This is a genomic window from Dactylosporangium sp. NPDC048998 (assembly GCF_043197855.1).
Taxonomy (GTDB): domain Bacteria; phylum Actinomycetota; class Actinomycetes; order Mycobacteriales; family Micromonosporaceae; genus Dactylosporangium.
Genome location: NZ_JBICTV010000013.1, coordinates 49829 through 65949, shown reverse-complemented (window position 1 = coordinate 65949; position 16121 = coordinate 49829). Strand labels below are relative to the sequence as shown.

19 protein-coding genes are annotated in these 16121 nt (G+C 73.7%); 7 read left to right on the top strand and 12 right to left on the bottom strand.

Annotation, left to right across the window (positions count from 1 at the left end):
- Positions 1-77 precede the first annotated feature (77 nt).
- Positions 78-737, bottom strand: coding sequence for a LysR substrate-binding domain-containing protein (locus ACGFI8_RS27210; RefSeq protein ID WP_392809098.1), 660 nt, complete (start codon positions 735-737; stop codon positions 78-80).
- Positions 738-786: 49 nt separating this feature from the next.
- Between ACGFI8_RS27210 and ACGFI8_RS27205 the strand changes: the two genes are divergently transcribed.
- Entirely contained in the window at positions 787-1167 is a 381-nt protein-coding gene (locus ACGFI8_RS27205) for a DUF5997 family protein (RefSeq protein WP_392809097.1), read from the top strand.
- A gap of 13 nt (positions 1168-1180) precedes the next feature.
- Here ACGFI8_RS27205 and ACGFI8_RS27200 read toward each other — a convergent pair whose 3' ends face one another.
- Entirely contained in the window at positions 1181-1504 is a 324-nt protein-coding gene (locus tag ACGFI8_RS27200; protein WP_392809096.1) for a hypothetical protein, read from the bottom strand.
- A gap of 25 nt (positions 1505-1529) precedes the next feature.
- The gene (locus ACGFI8_RS27195; RefSeq protein ID WP_392809094.1) at positions 1530-2504 is read right to left on the bottom strand and encodes an NAD(P)H-dependent flavin oxidoreductase; all 975 of its coding nucleotides are present in this window, start codon (positions 2502-2504) and stop codon (positions 1530-1532) included.
- 77 nt (positions 2505-2581) lie between these two features.
- Between ACGFI8_RS27195 and ACGFI8_RS27190 the strand changes: the two genes are divergently transcribed.
- From ACGFI8_RS27190 to ACGFI8_RS27175, 4 genes are all read left to right on the top strand, one after another.
- On the top strand, positions 2582-3103 hold the full coding sequence (locus tag ACGFI8_RS27190) for a hypothetical protein (protein ID WP_392809092.1): 522 nt from the start codon (positions 2582-2584) through the stop codon (positions 3101-3103).
- A 93-nt stretch (positions 3104-3196) separates the two neighbouring features.
- A complete protein-coding gene (locus ACGFI8_RS27185) occupies positions 3197-4873 on the top strand; it encodes an alpha-keto acid decarboxylase family protein (protein WP_392809090.1) in 1677 nt (558 codons plus the stop codon).
- Positions 4874-4944: 71 nt separating this feature from the next.
- A complete protein-coding gene (locus ACGFI8_RS27180; protein ID WP_392809088.1) occupies positions 4945-6228 on the top strand; it encodes an Nramp family divalent metal transporter in 1284 nt (427 codons plus the stop codon).
- A gap of 17 nt (positions 6229-6245) precedes the next feature.
- Positions 6246-6464, top strand: a complete 219-nt coding sequence (locus ACGFI8_RS27175; protein WP_392809087.1) for a hypothetical protein — start codon at positions 6246-6248, stop codon at positions 6462-6464.
- Between the two features lie 24 nt (positions 6465-6488).
- Here the strand turns inward: ACGFI8_RS27175 and ACGFI8_RS27170 are convergent, their stop codons facing one another.
- The 4 genes from ACGFI8_RS27170 to ACGFI8_RS27155 form a co-directional block, all read right to left on the bottom strand.
- Positions 6489-7163, bottom strand: coding sequence for an alpha/beta fold hydrolase (locus ACGFI8_RS27170; protein ID WP_392809086.1), 675 nt, complete (start codon positions 7161-7163; stop codon positions 6489-6491).
- A 314-nt stretch (positions 7164-7477) separates the two neighbouring features.
- The gene (locus ACGFI8_RS27165; protein ID WP_392809084.1) at positions 7478-7603 is read right to left on the bottom strand and encodes a hypothetical protein; all 126 of its coding nucleotides are present in this window, start codon (positions 7601-7603) and stop codon (positions 7478-7480) included.
- A gap of 71 nt (positions 7604-7674) precedes the next feature.
- The gene (locus ACGFI8_RS27160) at positions 7675-9237 is read right to left on the bottom strand and encodes an alpha-L-arabinofuranosidase B (protein WP_392809082.1); all 1563 of its coding nucleotides are present in this window, start codon (positions 9235-9237) and stop codon (positions 7675-7677) included.
- Between the two features lie 326 nt (positions 9238-9563).
- Positions 9564-10550, bottom strand: a complete 987-nt coding sequence (locus tag ACGFI8_RS27155; protein WP_392809080.1) for a DMT family transporter — start codon at positions 10548-10550, stop codon at positions 9564-9566.
- Between the two features lie 38 nt (positions 10551-10588).
- Here ACGFI8_RS27155 and ACGFI8_RS27150 point away from each other — a divergent pair, with 38 nt between their 5' ends.
- The gene (locus ACGFI8_RS27150; RefSeq protein ID WP_392809078.1) at positions 10589-11134 is read left to right on the top strand and encodes a CGNR zinc finger domain-containing protein; all 546 of its coding nucleotides are present in this window, start codon (positions 10589-10591) and stop codon (positions 11132-11134) included.
- A gap of 79 nt (positions 11135-11213) precedes the next feature.
- On the opposite strand, the gene ACGFI8_RS27145 is transcribed toward ACGFI8_RS27150, so the two are convergent.
- The 4 genes from ACGFI8_RS27145 to ACGFI8_RS27130 all read right to left on the bottom strand — a co-directional run bounded on the left by ACGFI8_RS27145 (position 11214) and on the right by ACGFI8_RS27130 (position 14672).
- On the bottom strand, positions 11214-11684 hold the full coding sequence (locus ACGFI8_RS27145; RefSeq protein ID WP_392809076.1) for a potassium transporter TrkA: 471 nt from the start codon (positions 11682-11684) through the stop codon (positions 11214-11216).
- A 21-nt stretch (positions 11685-11705) separates the two neighbouring features.
- A complete protein-coding gene (locus ACGFI8_RS27140; protein WP_392809073.1) occupies positions 11706-12992 on the bottom strand; it encodes an SLC13 family permease in 1287 nt (428 codons plus the stop codon).
- Positions 12993-13131: 139 nt separating this feature from the next.
- Positions 13132-13482, bottom strand: a complete 351-nt coding sequence (locus ACGFI8_RS27135; protein WP_392809071.1) for a hypothetical protein — start codon at positions 13480-13482, stop codon at positions 13132-13134.
- 254 nt (positions 13483-13736) lie between these two features.
- Positions 13737-14672, bottom strand: a complete 936-nt coding sequence (locus tag ACGFI8_RS27130) for a TIGR03619 family F420-dependent LLM class oxidoreductase (RefSeq protein ID WP_392809069.1) — start codon at positions 14670-14672, stop codon at positions 13737-13739.
- A gap of 72 nt (positions 14673-14744) precedes the next feature.
- On the opposite strand from ACGFI8_RS27130, the gene ACGFI8_RS27125 reads away from it, so the two are divergent.
- Positions 14745-15074 carry a hypothetical protein gene (locus ACGFI8_RS27125; protein ID WP_392809067.1) on the top strand — a complete coding sequence of 110 codons (330 nt, stop codon included), beginning with the start codon at positions 14745-14747 and terminating at the stop codon, positions 15072-15074.
- Here the strand turns inward: ACGFI8_RS27125 and ACGFI8_RS27120 are convergent.
- A complete protein-coding gene (locus ACGFI8_RS27120; RefSeq protein WP_392809065.1) occupies positions 15061-16053 on the bottom strand; it encodes a YbhN family protein in 993 nt (330 codons plus the stop codon). The genes ACGFI8_RS27125 and ACGFI8_RS27120 overlap by 14 nt on opposite strands.
- Positions 16054-16121: the final 68 nt, after the last annotated feature.

The window sequence follows — 16121 nt, the reverse complement described above, 5'->3', positions numbered from 1 at the left end:
TCGCCCGGCTGGCGGGCTCCCACACCACCCGAGGGTGACCTGGCCTTGCCAGCCGCTAGCCAGCCGCTAGCCAGCCGCTAACGGCCGCGGCGGCGTGGCGCCGGGGGACGGGACTGCTCGGCGCGGCCGCGGGTGCTGTTCGCGGTGCGGCCCCGGACGATGCCGATCATCTCCTCGACGAGGTCGGTGTGCCCGTCGCGCGGCCACGCGAGGGCGACGCTCGAGGCCGGCGCGTCGGTGACGGTGCGGTACTTGAGGTCGCGCCGGTGGTACAGCCGCGCGAGCGACTGCGGGACCACGAGCAGGCCCACGCCGGCCGCCGCCCACTCGACCGCGGCGGCCGTCGTCTCGGGCCGTTCGACCGTCGTGGCCGGCTCCTCGGCCCAGGGCAGCACGTCGTCGAGGGGGCGCAGCAGCGGGTCGCCGAACTCGGCCAGCTCGGCCAGGGTCAGCTCGTCGGCCGCGTTGAGCACGTGGTCGCGGGGGACGACCACGACCGTCGTCTCGGTGTACAGCGGGATGGCGTGCAGCGCGTCGCGGTCCACCGGCAGCCGGACGAGGGCGGCGTCCGCCCGCTCCGGCATGAGCCCGGTCGCCTCCGCGGCCTCAGCGGGCACGAGCCGCAGGGCGGTGTGTGGCAGGCGCTCGGCCCAGGTGCGGGCCCACCGGTCGATGACGACGCCGGGAACGACCGCCAGCCGGAACGCCACCGGGCGGGAATCCTCATTGCTGGGCACGGCACCTCCCTCGCCAGCCTACCGGCAGCCCTGCCGCTACCCTGACCGGGTGAGCAAGTCGAAGCAGCCCCAGCTGATGAAGCCCGCGACAGCCGCGCAGAAGCTGGACGTGTATCTGCCGGCCACCCCGCGGGAGTTCCAGGAGGGCCAGGTGTCCCGCGACGAGTTCGACGAGCTGCGGCGCAACCCGCCGCAGTGGCTCGTCGACCTGCGCCGCGACGGGCCGCACCCGCGCAGCGTGGTCGCCGCGCGGCTGCGGGTGTCCAACAGTGGCCTGGCCCGCGGCGGCATAACCTGGGCGCTTACCACCGCGCAGATCGCCGCCCTGGCCGCCGACCCTCCGGAGTGGCTCGTGCGCGAGCGGGAGTCCTTCGCGGAGGTACGCCGGGAGCAGCGCCGCCTCCAGGATCGCCGCGAGCAGGCCGGGTAGCGATCGGGCGGGCTCAGCAGCCCGGGTAGAGCACCGACAGGACGGACAGCAGCGCGAGCACGGCCCAGCCCCCGCCGAGGCCCTGCCAGTAGGCCTCGCCGGGCTTCGCGAGGGCGGACAGCCCGGCCGCGGCCCCGCCGAGCACCACCTGGGCGATGACGTACGTCACGACGAGGGTGGTGAACAGCCCGAACCGGTCGCCGGCGCCCAGGACCGCGTTGCAGCCCTGGAATCCGCCCGCCGAGCGCCCGGCGACGAACGTGGCGAGGTCGGCGAGGGCGTTGCCGACGAGCGCGATCGTGACGCCGAGCGCGGTCTGCACGGTACGAGGGGCCATCAGGGTTGATGGTATGCGGCCGCGGTCAGCCGCTCAGCTCGGGCCCGAACGCCTCCGCGACGGCCGCCTCCGCCTGCGCGACGAGGGTGCCGACCACGTCGGCCGCGGACGGCAGGTCGTTGATGAGATCGACGCCCTCGCCGGCCCAGATCGGCACCGGGGGCAGTTCGCCGCTCGCCACGCCGTCGCGGTACGCCCGCCCGGCCTCGGCGTCGGCGGCCAGCTCCGCCTCCCGCCCCCGCCACTCGTCGAGGAACGGATGGCCGAGCGTGCGGGCGGTGTACTCGGCCGGCCACCGGGAGCCGCGGGCGATGTCGAGCACGCGGTTGCGCTCGGTGTCCTGCCCGCGGCCGGCCACGATGGCCGCGGCGATCGCCGGGTCGACCAGGGACTCGGCGGTGGCCTGGAAGCGGGTGCCGATGAGCGCCCCGGCGGCCCCCAGCGCCAGGACCGCGGCCAGCCCCCGCCCGTCGGCGATCCCGCCGGCCGCGAGCACCGGCACCGGCCCGGCGAGGTCCGCCACGAGCGGTACGAACGGCAGCGTGGACCGCCCGCGCCGGGCCCCGTGCCCGCCGCTCTCGGTCCCCTGCGCCACGATGACGTCGGCGCCGGCGTCCACCGCCCGCCGGGCCTCGTCCAGATCGGTAACCTGCACGATGAGCGCCGCGCCCGAGTCCCGGATGCGCCGCGCGTATGGCCCCGGGTCACCGAACGACAGCATCACCGCCGCGGGGCCGCACTCCAGCACGCGCTCGACCGCGCCCGCGTCGATCGCCCACGTCAGCAGCCCGACCCCCCACGGCCCCGCGGCGCCCTCGGCCGCGATCGGCACCTCACGGGCGAGCCAGGCCGGATCCCCGTTCCCGGCCCCCAGCAGTCCGAACCCACCACCGCGGGAAACCGCCGCCACGAGCGCCCCACCGGCCGACCCGCCCATCGGCGCGGACGCGATCGGATGCCGCACCCCGAACCGCCGCGTGAACCCCGTCGAAAATGCCATGCCGCCATCATCGCCCCCGGCTCGCCGGCCGGCCCGTCGCCGTTAGATCGGGTCGGCAGCGGGCAGAACAGCGCCACGTGACCAGACTCAACACCGTCATCGACCACCCCGACCGGCGGCTCGTCGTGGCGCTTCCGCACACCTACGACCGGGCGCGGGAGCACTACGAGGCACTCGTCCCGGAGGCCGACCTCGCCGCGTTTCGCCGGTCGGACTCGTGGGCGGAGACGCTGGAGCTGGCCGGGCGCAACGCGCCGCACGGGTTCATGCGGTACTCCACCATGGACGTCACCGCCATGATGGCCGGCTCGGTGCGGTCGTGGAGCGCGATGCAGTACCTCATGGGCAATCACACCATCGCCGAGCGGATGTACCGCTACGACCCGTCGGTCATGCTGCACGCCCCGCTGCGGACGCTGCTCTACACCGACCCCGGCGGCGGCACCAGACTGGCCGTCGACCAGCCGAGCCTGCTGTTCGCCAGCTACGGCGACGCCCGCATCGCCGAGGTCGGCGAGGAGCTCGACGCCCTGCTCGCGCGCCTGCTCACGCTGCTGGACGCCGACCCACCCAAGGAACTGACCGCCACGAGCCCGTGAGGGCCGTGTCAACCTGCCGCCGGCGGGTAAAGCCGCCGGGTCGTGTTCACGGTGCCCGGATGACGGGTGCCGATCTGACGAAGGGACACCGCGATGACGCAGAGCACCGTCGGTGACTATCTCCTGCAGCGCCTGCGGGAAATCGGGGTCCGCCACGTCTTCGGCGTGCCGGGCGACTACCAGCTGGAATTTCTGGAACAGCTCGAGCGGACCGACGGCATCGAGTGGGTCGGCAACTGCAACGAGCTCAACGCGGCGTACGCCGCCGACGGCTACGGGCGGCTGAACGGCATCGCCGCGCTGGTCACCACGTTCAGCGTGGGGGAGCTGAGCGCCCTCACCGGCGTGGGCGGCGCGTTCGCCGAGTCGGTGCCGCTCGTGTCGATCGTCGGCACGCCGGCGACGTTCGTGATGCAGGCGAAACGGACCGTGCACCACACCACCGGCGACGGCGACTTCACGCACGCCGCGAAATGCGCCCGCGAGTACACCGTGGCGCAGGCCCAGCTCGACCGCGACAACGCGGCCATGGAGATCGACCGCGTGCTGCGCCTGTGCTGGCTGTTCAAGCGTCCCGTGTACATCATGCTGCCCTCCGACGTCGCCGGCCAGCGGATCGCGGCGCCGTCCGGGCCGCTGATGCTGCCCGAGCCGTCCAGCGACCCCGGCAAGCTGGCGACGTTCGCGCGCCAGGCCGGCGACCTGTTGCAGGGCACCAACTCCGTGGCCGTGCTGGTCGGGCACGAGGTGGACCGGTACCGGCTCGCGCCCCAGGTGATCGGGCTCGCCGAGGCGCTGGGCTGCCCGGTGGCCTGCCTGAGCAGCGCCAAGGGCGTCTTTCCCGAGACCCACGAGCAGTTCGTGGGCGGCTACGCGGGGGAGCTCAGCGACCCGTACGTCCAGCGGACCGTCGAGCGCGCGGGCTGCCTGATCGCGGTGGGCACCGAGTTCAGCGACGCCGTCACCGGCGGGTTCACGCAGCACATCGACCAGTCCCGGGTCATCGAGCTGCACCCGGCGGCGGCCGCGGTCGGCGGGATGCGGCACGGCCACGTCGCCATGAAGGACGCGCTGCAGGCCCTGGCGCGGCCGCAGTACCGCAAGGCGGCCGATATCGCGCCGCTGTCCGAGCGCCGGCGGGAGGCCGTCATCGAGCCGGTCCCGTCGCAACGGCTCGTCCAGGAACGCTTCTGGCGTCAGCTCGCGGCCTTCTTCGAGCCCGGCGACGTCGTGATCGCCGAGCAGGGGACGTCGTACTTCGGCAGCGCCGAACAGCCGCTGCCGCGGGACTGCACGTTCGTGGGCCAGCCGCTGTGGGGATCGATCGGCTACACCCTGCCGAGCCTGCTGGGCACGATGCTCGCCGCGCCCGACCGGCGGCACGTCCTGCTGATCGGCGACGGCTCGTTCCAGCTCACCGCGCAGGAGCTCGCCACGGTGCTGCGCCTCGGGCTCAACCCCGTCATCGTATTGATCAACAACGGTGGGTACACAGTGGAGCGCTGCATCCTCGGCGCGGACGCCCCCTACAACAGCATCGCCCCGTGGCGGTACGGCCGGCTGGTCGAGGCCTTCGACCCGCACGAGCGGGCCGTCACCTTCCAGGTGCGTACAGAGGAGGAGCTCGCCACCGCGCTCGGCATGGCCGGCCGCACCCGCGACCGGCCCATCTTCGTCGAGGCGTTCATGGAAGCGCTGGACGCGCCCGAGTCCGCCGTCCGGATCGGCCAGGCGTTCGCCGCCACCGACTACCATCACGCGGCCGCGTAGGCCGATTCCCGCTTGCGGGTTCCCGCTCGCAGGTGAGGCAGGCCGCGGCGCGGCGGCCCACCGTTGTGTCTATGACGTCCACGAACCGGGTCACGGCCGAGAGGGGCGCTTCCGCCGATGATCCGGCGCCGTCACGCAGGGCGGCGCGGCTCACGCCGATGCTCGGACCGGCCGCCGTCGCCGCCATCGCCTACATCGATCCGGGAAACGTCGCCACCAATCTGACCGCCGGAGCCACGAGCGGATATCTGCTGGTGTGGGTGGTCGTCGCGGCGAGTCTGGTGGCGCTGCTGGTGCAGTTCCAGTCCGCGAAGCTCGGCGTGGCGACCGGGCGCAGCCTGCCGGAGCTGTGCCGGGAGCGCCTGCCCAGGTGGGCGAGCCTGCTGCTGTGGGCGCAGGCCGAACTGGTCGTCCTGGCAACCGACCTGGCCGAGTTCGTGGGCGCCGCGATCGGCCTGCGCCTGCTGTTCGGGATGCCGGTCGCGCCGGCGGCGCTCGTGACCGCCGCGGTGTCGATGGTCCTGCTGGAGCTGCGCCGCCGCGGGCGCCGGCGCTTCGAACTGCTGACCGCCGCGGCGCTGCTGCTCGTCGGCGCGGGCGTGCTCTACGACGTCGTCGCGGTCGGGCACCAGTCCGCGGCCGGCCTCGCCGGTGGCCTGGTCCCGCGCCTCGACGGCGTCCGCAGCGCGCTGCTGGCGATGGGCATCGTCGGCGCGACCGTCATGCCGCACGCCATCTACCTGCACTCCGCGCTCGCGCGGCGGCCCGATCCCGGCGCCGCGGCGGGTTCCGGCGACCGCTCGCCGAGCCTGGTCCGCCGCGCGCTGCGGCTGGACTGCGGCATCGCCCTGGGTGGCGCGGCCGTCGTCAACGTGGCGATGATCGCGCTCGGCGCCGGCCTCGGCGCGCTCACCGCCGGCGCGTGGACCGGCGACATCATCGACGCGCACGCGCAGATCGCCGGCCGGGCCGGCGGGGCCGCCGCGCTGGCGTTCGCGGTCGCGCTGCTCGCCTCGGGCGTGTCGTCGTCCGGGATCGGCACGCTCGCCGGCGACTTCGTGATGCAGGGATTCCTGGGCTGGCAGATCCCGAGCCGGGTGCGCCGGCTGGTCACCATGGTGCCGGCGCTCGTGGCGCTGCTGGCCGGGGCGCCGCTGACCGGGCTGCTCGTGGTGAGCCAGGTCGTGATCTCGCTCGGCGTACCGGTGGCGCTGTTCCTGCTCGTGCACTTCTGCCGGGACCGCTCGGTGATGGGCGGCCTGGTCAACGCCGCGGCCACCACGCGCGTCGCGGCCGGCGCCGGGCTCGTCGTGGCCGCGGTCGGCCTGTCGCTGCCCGTCCTGCTGCTGCTGTGAACGAGCGAGGAGTGGCCGTGCCGTCCGTCACGCGGGTCCGGATCAGGCTGCTGGCGTTCGCCGGCTCCTGCCTGCTCGCCCTCGCGCTGGGCGCCCCGCCGGCGATGGTGCTGGCGTTGGCGTTGGTCACCGTCGCGATCCCGGTCGCGGTCGCCCTCCTCGGTGGCGTACCGCTGCTGCGCGCGCTGGCGGGCCTCGCGCCGCCGTCCGATGTGACCAGGAAGGATCCGACATGACGATCGGGAGGGCGACCCGGGTGGTCACCGGTCCAGGGCGGCGACGAGCTCCGCGGGGCGGCTCAGCGCCACCAGGTGCCCGCCGGGCAGCGTCTCGGGCGTGATGCCGAGGCGTGCGCGGGCCGTGCGGATCTGGAAATCCAGCGGGAACAGGCGGTCGTCGCGGCCGCTGAGCACCGTGGTCGGCACGTCGGGCCAGCGTTCGAGCGGCCACGGCTGCTCGAACGGCGTGCCCGACTGCGCCGGCTGGGCCGCCGTCGCCTCGGCGGTGACGTCCGCGGGGACGTCGTGGAAGAAGTACACCAGCGGATCGAACCCCGCGTCCGGATCGCGCCCCTCGCTGCGGTCGTTCTCGCGGCGGGCCTGCTCCTGGCCGGTGTTGGTCCACCACGCGCCGCCGGTCTCGCCCGGGACCGGGATCATCGCGTTGACGAGGACCAGGCGCGCGACCGGCAGCCGGTCGCAGACCAGCGGCGCGGTCAGACCGCCCATCGACTGGCCCACCACCACCAGCTCGCCGCTCGGCCGGCCGGCCGCCTCGACCACGGCCTCCGTGTACTCCGCCAGGCCCGCGCCGTCGTCACCGGCCGGCAGCTCGACGGCGATCACGTCGTGGCCACGCCGGCGGAGCTCGGGCACCACCCGATGCCAGTACCAGCCGGCACCCCCGGCCCCGGGAATCAGCACGAACGTCGTCATGACGCCAGCGTAACGACGGCCGCGCGGCGCGCTCTGACGGGCCGGGAAATCGGTCGCCGTCGCCTCGGGGTGGTGGCCGGTCTGCGTCACATGGAGAGCGTCGGCACCTGAGCCGCCAGGAGGGCGGAGTGCTTGCGCAGGTGGGCGATCTGTCAGTCGAGGTCCGGCGGCGGGCCGGGGTGCCGCGGCACCCACGCGCCGTCGGGCCCGGCGAACGGCTCCTCGGCCGGCTCGGGGGTCGGCCAGCCCTGGGCCCGCAGCGCCGCCGCGACGCGCAGCGGGTAGCGCCAGTCGGGAACGGCCGCCGACGGGAACTACTGCAGCACAAGGGCCGCGCCGTCCCGCGCGGCGGCCCAGGTGCCGATCGCCCGGTCACCCAGCAGCCGTCCGGTCGTCAGCCGCCAGCGTGGGCACACATCGGGATCCGCAGTTCGGGGCACGAGCCAACCGTAGTGCCAGGACAGCCGCCCCGCGGGGTTGCGGAGCGGCTGTCGTCGCTGCGACCGGACCGTTACGGCGTCCAGGCGCCGGTGACCACCCAGCTCACGTCGTCGGCCCACAGGGCGGTGGCGTCGAAGGTGTTTGAGCCGCCGTTGCTGGCGATGTACACGTTGTTGTTGTAGTGGCGGATGTAGCGGCTCGGGTAGTTCGACGAGGCGAACGAGTTGCCCTGGCCGTTCTGGCCGGCCTGCGGGCAGAACGTCGCGTCCGAGGCGAACAGCGAGCTGTTGTCGTTGGCGTGCAGGTACAGCTGGAAGTTCTGGTGCCGCAGGTAGCTGCCCGCGGTGTTCCTCGACTCGAACGACACGCAGGAGCTGTTGGCCAGGCCGGCCCGCACGATCCAGGACGCGTTGGCCTTGTCGGTGGACGAGCTGGACGACGTGATGACCGTCGTGGCCACGGTGCTGCCCGAGTGGGTGATGTACCGCGTGGTGCAGCACGCTGTCGTCGCGCGCAGCGAGATCGCCGTGCCGGGAGTGAGGGTACCGCCGCCGGTCGACGTCGGCGGGGCGTAGCCCGCGGCGACGATGTTGGCCTGCACCGAGTTCTCGGTGGCGTCGGTGGGGTAGCCGGAGGTCATGACGCCCTCGTAGAAGGTGCCGGCGGAGCTGTTGCTGTTGTCGCCGCCGATGCCCAGGATGATCGCGCCCTCCTTCTTCATCGGGTTGTAGCCGGACACGTTCGGCCGGGCGCCGTTGTAGAAGGTGGAGAGGCTGCCGGACTGGGAGTTGCCGCCGCGGATGGACCAGTGGTTCGGTTCGCCCTTGACGATGGCGGTCGTGAACCGGTAGTTGATGGTCGGGTCGCCCGCGTTGTAGCCGGCGTTGACGCCGGAGAAGAGGCCGTTCTCCAGGTCGGCCATGATCCAGGGGCCGTTGCCGGTGCCGTAGCCCCAGACCTTGATGTTGCCGAAGTAGATGGCCTCCATGGTGCCGTTGCCGTTGTCGCGGCTGTTGCGTTCGGCGTTGCCGTAGTCGAAGCAGCAGCCGCCGTTGTAGTGGGTGCCGTCGAAGATGGCGTACATGCCTTCGGGCTGGTCGCCGGTGGCGACGCCGTTCGTGTTGTTGTTGCGGTAGCCGGTGCCGGGGGCGACGAAGACGCCGTACGCCTTGTGGCCGGCGATGGTGATCGGCGCCAGGGTGGCGTCGGCGAGGTTGTCGTACCCGCCCGAGGCCGGTCCGGAGAACCCGCCCGGGGGCGCCTGGGTGAGGTGGTTACCGCGGCCGGACTGGTCGTAGATGATGGTGATGACGCAGCTGGTGCCGGCGCAGAACGAGTCCTGGGTGGCGGCGTTGGCGTAGCCGCCGGCGCTGAGCAGGCCGATGTCGCGGGTGGTGTTGTCCGAGGCGCGGCGGACCTGGTAGAGAGCGCCGTTGTAGGTGCCGTACAGCGCCCGGGTGGTGCTGTGCGCGGCCACGCAGGGGGTGCCGCCCGCGGCGTAGATGTCACAGGCCTGTGACGTCGCCGCCTGCGAGGTACCGGCGCCCACGAGGACGCCCGTGACGAGCGCGCCCACGGCGGCGACCGCGAGGACGGTTGTGCGCAGGCTTCGGTATGGCAGCCGAAGTGCCATGGTTGACCCCTTCCGTTGCGATGGGAGTCTCGTTGCGATGCGGGGTGTGGCTGGCGGACCGTCGCCGGGCATGGCTCACCGGCGCGTCTGACAGCGAAGATGATCTATCGATGCGGCGGCCGGGTGGCGGCCCTGCGCGCCTCCTTCCATCGAGGCCTGCCGACGCGCCGGGCGGGACCTGTGGCGGAGTCCCGCGGATGTGAGCGCTAACATAGCGCAACCACTGCGGACTCGCAACGGTCGATTTCTTGCCTGTTGGCGCTCACATCACGGAACGCCCCGCACGCCCCGGCCGCCGCGCGCTACCAGCCAGTTGGCGGTCGCTCTTACGCGGCGGGGCCGATCAGCTCGGCGGCGGCTGGTCGTTCGTCGCGCTCCCGGGGCGCCGGGGTCCGCTCGTCGGCGCGCACCAGCGCGATGCCGGCCAGCACGACCAGCCCGCCCGCGAGCTGCCACGCGCCCGGCGCCTGCCCGAGCAGCACCCACGCGAACAGCACGGCGAAGAGCACCTCGGTGAGGCCGGCGAACGAGGCGACCCGGGCGCCCAGCAGCCGGGACGCGACGATCCCCGCGGCGTATGCGAGGGCGGCGGCGACCAGCGCCAGCCCGACGATAGGCACGACCCAGCTCACCCGCCGGTCCAGCAGCGTCACCGCGGCCGTGCCGGTGTGGAACGGCAGTAGCCCGGCCGCGGCGAAGGCGGCCAGCGCCAGCGCCCCGACCACCATGCCGGCCCACGCCAGGGCCAGCGGTGGCAGCGCGCCCTCGCCGCGCGAGGCCATCGTGAAGTAGACGGCGAGGGAGACGCCGGCGAGCAGCGCCCAGAGCACGCCGACCGGGTCGAGGCCGCCGCCGGGGTCGAGGACCAGGACCAGGCCGGCCAGGGCGGCGATGCCGCCGGCGACGGTCAGCCGTCGTGGCCGCTGTCCGTGGCGCAGCCACAGCCACGCGACGACGAGGAGGATTCCGCCGTACTCCAGCAGCAGCGCCACCCCGACGTCCAGCCGCCGGACGGCGTTGAAGAACGTGAGCTGGCCGCCCGCGATCGCGACCAGCCCGAAGGCGAGCACCTGCGGCAGCGCGCGCCGCGGCGGCCCGTGGTGCTTGCGGAGCGCGATCAGGGCCGGAACGGTGAGCACCAGCGCCGCGATGCCGATGCGGACCGTAACCACGGCCCCCGGCGTCCACCCGGTCGCCATCAGGGACCCGGCGAACGGACCCGCGGTGCCGAACGCCGCCGCCGACAGCAGCGCCAGCCCGAGCCCGAGGGCACCCCGCGAGCGTCGGTCATCGGCAAAACGCGTTACGCTCATGACGCGAACGGTAGTGCGGATCGGAATAAGGAGTCAAGATGCTTTTTGCTCATGACACCGAGCTGGCGCTCGTCGCCGCGGCCGCCACCGTGAACACCGGCACCAGCGAGGAGCTGCTGCCCGACGTCGCGGCCCTGGACGCGTTCCTGGCCCCGTGGAACTGGACCGGCCGGCGCAGCCACGACGCGGCCGAGCTGCAGGCCGTGCGCGCGCTCCGCCCGCGGCTGCGCCGCCTGTGGGGGGCGGGGGAGGACGAGGCGGCCGAGCTCGTCAACGCGATGCTGCGCGAGGCCGACGCGCTGCCGCAGCTCGTCAAGCACGACGGCTGGGACTACCACATGCACGCGACCCCGCCGGACGCCGACCTCCACGTGCGCATGCAGGTCGAGTTCGCGATGGCGATGCTGGACGTGATCCGGATGAAGGAGCTGGACCGGCTGCGCGTCTGCGCCGCCGACGACTGCGACGACGTTCTCGTCGACCTGTCCAAGAACCGGTCCCGCCGCTTCTGCGAGGGCGGCTGCGGCAACCGTGCCAACGCCGCCGCCTACCGCGCCCGCCGCGCCGCCCGGCCACGGTCCTGACGGGTCCTGACCACCGCGCCCGCGCGCCGTCCGCGTTCCGGCGGACGCCCGTGGTGGGCGCCCGCCGGAACCCGGCCCGCTACGCCGCGAGCAGCGCGTCGAGCGCCCGGAACGCCGCGTCCGAGTGCCCGACGATGACGAGCACGTCCCCGGGCTCGCACCGGGGCCGTGGATGGGCGGGCAGCACCCGCTCGTCGCGGATGACGGCGGCGATCACGGCGCCCTCGACGGCGATGTCGCCGAACGGCCGTCGCAGCCAGGGCGACCCGGCGCTGATCAGCACCTGCACGACGGTCAGGCCGGCGCCGAGGTGCTCCAGCCGCGCCGAGTGCACCGGCGGGCCGTCCGACTCCACCAGCCCGGCGAGGACCTGCGCCTCGACGGCCGTGAGCAGGGTGCTGGTCAGGCGGGTGCCGGCGTCGGCCGGGTCGTAGACGACGAGCTCACGCCGATGGTCGTGCCGGCGGATGACGCCGATGCGGCGCCCGTCGTGCAGGTGCAGGACGTGCAGTGAACCGACCCCCGGCAGGGGGGTGCGGACGGATTGCATGCTGCCTCCCTCAATGGGTCGTCACGAGAAGTACCGGAGCCAGACGTAGCCCCACGCGATGACGGTGGTCATGACCGTGGTGACGATGCCGTAGCGGGTGAACTGCCAGAAGCTGATCGGCTCCCCGGCCCGCGCGGCGATGCCGAGCACGACGACGTTGGCGCTGGCGGCGACCGCCGTACCGTTGCCGCCGAAGTCGGCGCCGAGCGCGAAGGCCCACCACAGCGACCGCCCCGTCTCCGGGTCGGCCGTCGTGGCCACGATGTCCTCGACGATCGGGGCCATGGTCGCGACGTACGGGATGTTGTCGAAGAACGCTCCCAGCACGGCCGAGCCGAACAGCAGCCCGCTGGCGGCGACGAAGTAGTTGTCGCCGACCTGCCCGGTCGCCCAGGTCCCGATCCGGTGGATGACCCCCGTCTCCACGAGCGCGCCCACCATGACGAACAGGCCCATGAAGAAGACCAGGGTCGACCACTCGACCTCTTCCAGGTACTTGGCGGTCTCGACGCGCGAGACCAGCACCATGAGGCCCGCGCCGAGCAGCGCGACGATGGCCGGCTCGACATGGATGACCGTGTGCAGCGAGAAGGCGGCCACGACCATGCCCAGCACGACCAGGCACCGCACCAGCAGGCGCCGGTCGGTGATCGCCGCCCGCTCGTCGAGCGCCATGATCTCGGCGACGCGCTCCGGGTGGTATTCGAAGCGCTTGCGGAACATCACCCAGGCCAGCAGGACGAACAGGGCGAACAGCACCACCACGATCGGCGCCATGTGGACGACGAAGTCGTTGAACGTCAGCCCGGCCCGGCTGCCGATGATGATGTTCGGCGGGTCGCCGATGAGCGTCGCCGCCCCGCCGATGTTGGAGGCCAGCGCCTCCGCGATCAGGTACGGCGCGGCGGGGATGCCCAGCTTCCGGCACACCAGCACGGTCACCGGCGCGACCAGCATGATCGTGGTCACGTTGTCCAGGAACGGCGAGGCGACCGCGGTGATCACCATCAGCATCACGAGCAGCTTGTACGGCCGCCCGCCGGACCGTTTCGCCGCCCAGATCGCGAGAAACTCGAACAGCCCGGTCTGCTTGACGACCCCGACGATGATCATCATGCCGAGCAGCAGGAAGATGACGTTCCAGTCGATGCCGGCGTGCTCGGAGAAGAAGACGTCCTTGCCCGGCACGAGGCCCAGCAGCGCCATCAGCCCCGCGGCGCATAGCGCGACCGCGACGCGGTGGACCTTCTCCGTGGCGATGAGGACGAACGCGATCGTGAAGATCGCGATCGCCGCGACGGCACTCACGCCTTACCCGGCGGTGCGTGCTGGGCTGCGGCGCGCGTGTGGTGCAACGGTATGTACGACATGGTTGAGTACCTCCGAAAGACAAAACGGGACGGAGCCGTCGACCCGATCGGGTCACGGCTTCAGGACGCCTTGCGTTTCAGGAGGAAATGGGTGGGCCCCGGCAGCCCGCGGTCTCGGCCGACCGCCCGGTGTGGGCACCGCCGGCGGCGGGCGCCGCCGCGGAGGCCGCGAGGCATGGCTCGAGATCGATCGAGGACGGCGCCAGCGCGAACCAGCGCGGCCCGGGCGACGCCCCGTCCCGTGGCTGGAAGTGCTTGCGCCCCTGCGACGCCTCGGCACCGGACACGACCGCCGTGTGTGCGGCCCGCGCGACCTGGAACGTGTCGCCGGGCACGGCGAGGTGGGAATGCGAGAGCCCGAGCAGCAGCGCACAGACGCCGAGCGCGATCGTGGCCGCGACGGCACGCAGCGCGGGACTGACTCGCATGCCGCTGGCCCCCTCCCGCCGCGCCGCAACGTTCACTCGCCGTGGAGCGAAGAATGTTACCAGCTCACCACCGCTCCAGCCACCGAGTTAGTCCATAGTGGATGGTCGCCGCCCCAGCGGCGTGGTTCACGGCGCGACCTCAGCGGCCCGGCCGAGCGCGGCGTCGACGATGAGGCCGGTGACGTCGAGCCGGCGGCAGCGACGGCCCCGGCCGAGAACTGCGCGGGCCCGCCGATCGCCTGACCCGCGCCGGCCTACAGCCCGGCGGCCCGGATCCGGGCGTGGAAGTCCGCCGCCACGTCCACGTACTCGTCCATGTCGCGGGCCACGTTCGCCGCCGTCACGAAGACGTGGTCGACCCCCGCCTCGGCGAGCTCCGCGATGTCGCCGACGATCTGCTCGACGCTGCCGGTGTACGGCTTGCGGCCCTCCGACGGCACCTCGTCCGTCCGGCCGACGCCGACCTGGAACGTGCAGCCCATCGCCGACGGGTCCCGGCCCGCGTCGGCCGTCATCTGCCGCAGCCGCGTCAGCACGCCGCCGACCGCGGCGGGCGGTAACCCGGTCGGTAACCAGCCGTCGGCGCGGCGCGCGGCGCGGCGCAGGGCCGCGTCCGAGTGGCCGCCGACGTACACCGGGATCCGGCGGGCCGGCTTGGGGCCGACCTCGGCCGGCGCGATCTCGTACCGCTCGTTGCGGAACGACACCGGGTCGGCACCCCACACCGCCGCCGCGACGTCGAGGAACTCGTCGAGCGCGGCGCCGCGCTCCGCGAACGGCCGTGGGGCGACTGCCGCGAACTCGTCGATGCTCCACCCGGTGCCCAGCCCGGCGACGAGCCGCCCGCCGGCGGCCGCGTCGATGCTCGCCAGTGTCCGCGCCAGGCGCACCGGCGTGTGCAGCGGCGCCACGAGCACGCACGTGCCCAGCTCGACGCGGTCCGTGACCGCGGCCGCCAGCGTGAGCGCGACCAGCGGGTCGAGGATCCCGCCGTAGCGCTCCGGCCACGGCACGCCGGGCATGCCGTACAGGCCGTGCTCGCCGCTCTGGTCCTCGGGCAGCAGGAGCCGCTCGAAGACCCACACGCTGTCGAAGCCGATCTCCTCGGCCGCCCGCGCCGCCCGCGTGACCGCGGTGGTCGGGTCGAAGCTCTTGAGCTGGGGCAGGCCGACCCCGATCTTCAACGACATTCGCGACGTCCCTCCGGCACCCGGTTCGGCGTTGCGCACCGCGACACCCGACGCCCGGCGCACCAAGACCATATGCCGCGTCCCGGCGCCGCCGGACACCGCCTCGACCCGCCGCGCGTGACCTGCGCCGCGACCGGCGCCCCTGCCGTGACGGTCCCGCTGATGGCCGGGCGGCCGGGGCGGATGAGGCCCGCTCCGGCCCCTCAGGCGCCCGACGCCGGGGGATCGGGCCGCTCGACGGTCGCGCCCAGCTCGGCGAGGCGCAGGACCTCGCGGCTGCTCGCGCTGGGGGCCGATCCGCATATCCGCGATCGCAGGTTCGACGCCACCGCCCTGGACTGGGCGCGGCACCTGCACCAGCGCGCCACCGCCGAGCTGCTGGAACCGCTCACCGACCGATAGGCCCCGAGGCGAGCATCGGCTGCGGCTCGGCGGCCGTCGCGATGCGGGTCTTCAGGGCGCTCCAGCACGCCAGGCCGATCGGCAGGACGCTCCAGCAGGACAGCACCCGGTAGATCAGCACGGCCGCGGCGGCCGGTGCGGCGCCGGCGCCGGCGGTGGTGAGCGCGACGATCAGGGCGGCCTCGATGACGCCGACGCCGCCCGGGGTAGCCGGGATCTGCCGGAGGAGCTGCGCGACCAGATAGCCGATCGCGGCCGTGCGCGCCGGCACGGTCAGGCCCACGGCGTGCATCGAGGCGAGCAGGCACGCCAGGTCGGTGAGCCAGTTGAGGGCGGCGATGGCCAGGACGGTCAGCCAGCGGCGCGCGGGTACGGCCGCGGCCAGCGTCACGGTCCGGCGCAGCGTGCGGCGCAGCCCACCGGCGGCGGGCGCCTCGGCGGCGGGCTCCGCGGCGACCGCGGCGGGTCGCGCGGCGCGGACCACCGGCACGCACGCGGCGGCGACCGCGGCCACGGCCGGCAGCCACAGCGCCCAGACGGGCAGGCCCGCCGCGATGACCAGGTACAGCAGGGCCAGGCCGGCGATCGACGCCAGCGCCGACAGCAGCATGACGGCGGCGGCGATCCCCTGCCCGGCGCCGCGGGCACGGAACTGGCGGAACGCGTACCCGGCCGAGATCGCCGAGCCGGCCGGCAGGGCGGCGGCCATCGCCGAGCGGGCGTAGGTGAGGGCGAGCGATGCCCCGGCGGGCATCCGCACACCGAACGCGGCCAGCAGGTGCCGCTGCTGCTCGGCGAAGGCCGCCATCGACAGCACCGACAGCGCGGCGGCGGCCAGCAGCCAGCCGGGCGCGGCACCGCGCAGCGCCTGCCACGTGGCGGCGGGGGAGGGCAGGTGGCCGCGCAGCTCCACCGCCGCGAGGGCGACCCCGGCGACGAGGAGCGCCGGGCGCCACCACCCTGCTGCGGATCGCCTCATGTTCGAGCTCCTCGTCGGTCGTGGCCGGGCAGGATCCACGATCGGCGGGGAGGGTAAGAACTTTGCCG

Bases quoted from the DNA above. Each gene is read 5' to 3' on its own strand.
- ACGFI8_RS27125 (WP_392809067.1), top strand. From the start codon at position 14,745: ATGCCGCGTCCCGGCGCCGCCGGACACCGCCTCGACCCGCCGCGCGTG.
- ACGFI8_RS27160 (WP_392809082.1), bottom strand. From the start codon at position 9,237: ATGGCACTTCGGCTGCCATACCGAAGCCTGCGCACAACCGTCCTCGCG.
- ACGFI8_RS27185 (WP_392809090.1), top strand. From the start codon at position 3,197: ATGACGCAGAGCACCGTCGGTGACTATCTCCTGCAGCGCCTGCGGGAA.
- ACGFI8_RS27180 (WP_392809088.1), top strand. From the start codon at position 4,945: ATGACGTCCACGAACCGGGTCACGGCCGAGAGGGGCGCTTCCGCCGAT.
- ACGFI8_RS27130 (WP_392809069.1), bottom strand. From the start codon at position 14,672: ATGTCGTTGAAGATCGGGGTCGGCCTGCCCCAGCTCAAGAGCTTCGAC.
- ACGFI8_RS27200 (WP_392809096.1), bottom strand. From the start codon at position 1,504: ATGGCCCCTCGTACCGTGCAGACCGCGCTCGGCGTCACGATCGCGCTC.
- ACGFI8_RS27150 (WP_392809078.1), top strand. From the start codon at position 10,589: ATGCTTTTTGCTCATGACACCGAGCTGGCGCTCGTCGCCGCGGCCGCC.
- ACGFI8_RS27195 (WP_392809094.1), bottom strand. From the start codon at position 2,504: ATGGCATTTTCGACGGGGTTCACGCGGCGGTTCGGGGTGCGGCATCCG.
- ACGFI8_RS27170 (WP_392809086.1), bottom strand. From the start codon at position 7,163: ATGACGACGTTCGTGCTGATTCCCGGGGCCGGGGGTGCCGGCTGGTAC.
- ACGFI8_RS27120 (WP_392809065.1), bottom strand. From the start codon at position 16,053: ATGAGGCGATCCGCAGCAGGGTGGTGGCGCCCGGCGCTCCTCGTCGCC.
- ACGFI8_RS27135 (WP_392809071.1), bottom strand. From the start codon at position 13,482: ATGCGAGTCAGTCCCGCGCTGCGTGCCGTCGCGGCCACGATCGCGCTC.
- ACGFI8_RS27145 (WP_392809076.1), bottom strand. From the start codon at position 11,684: ATGCAATCCGTCCGCACCCCCCTGCCGGGGGTCGGTTCACTGCACGTC.
- ACGFI8_RS27155 (WP_392809080.1), bottom strand. From the start codon at position 10,550: ATGAGCGTAACGCGTTTTGCCGATGACCGACGCTCGCGGGGTGCCCTC.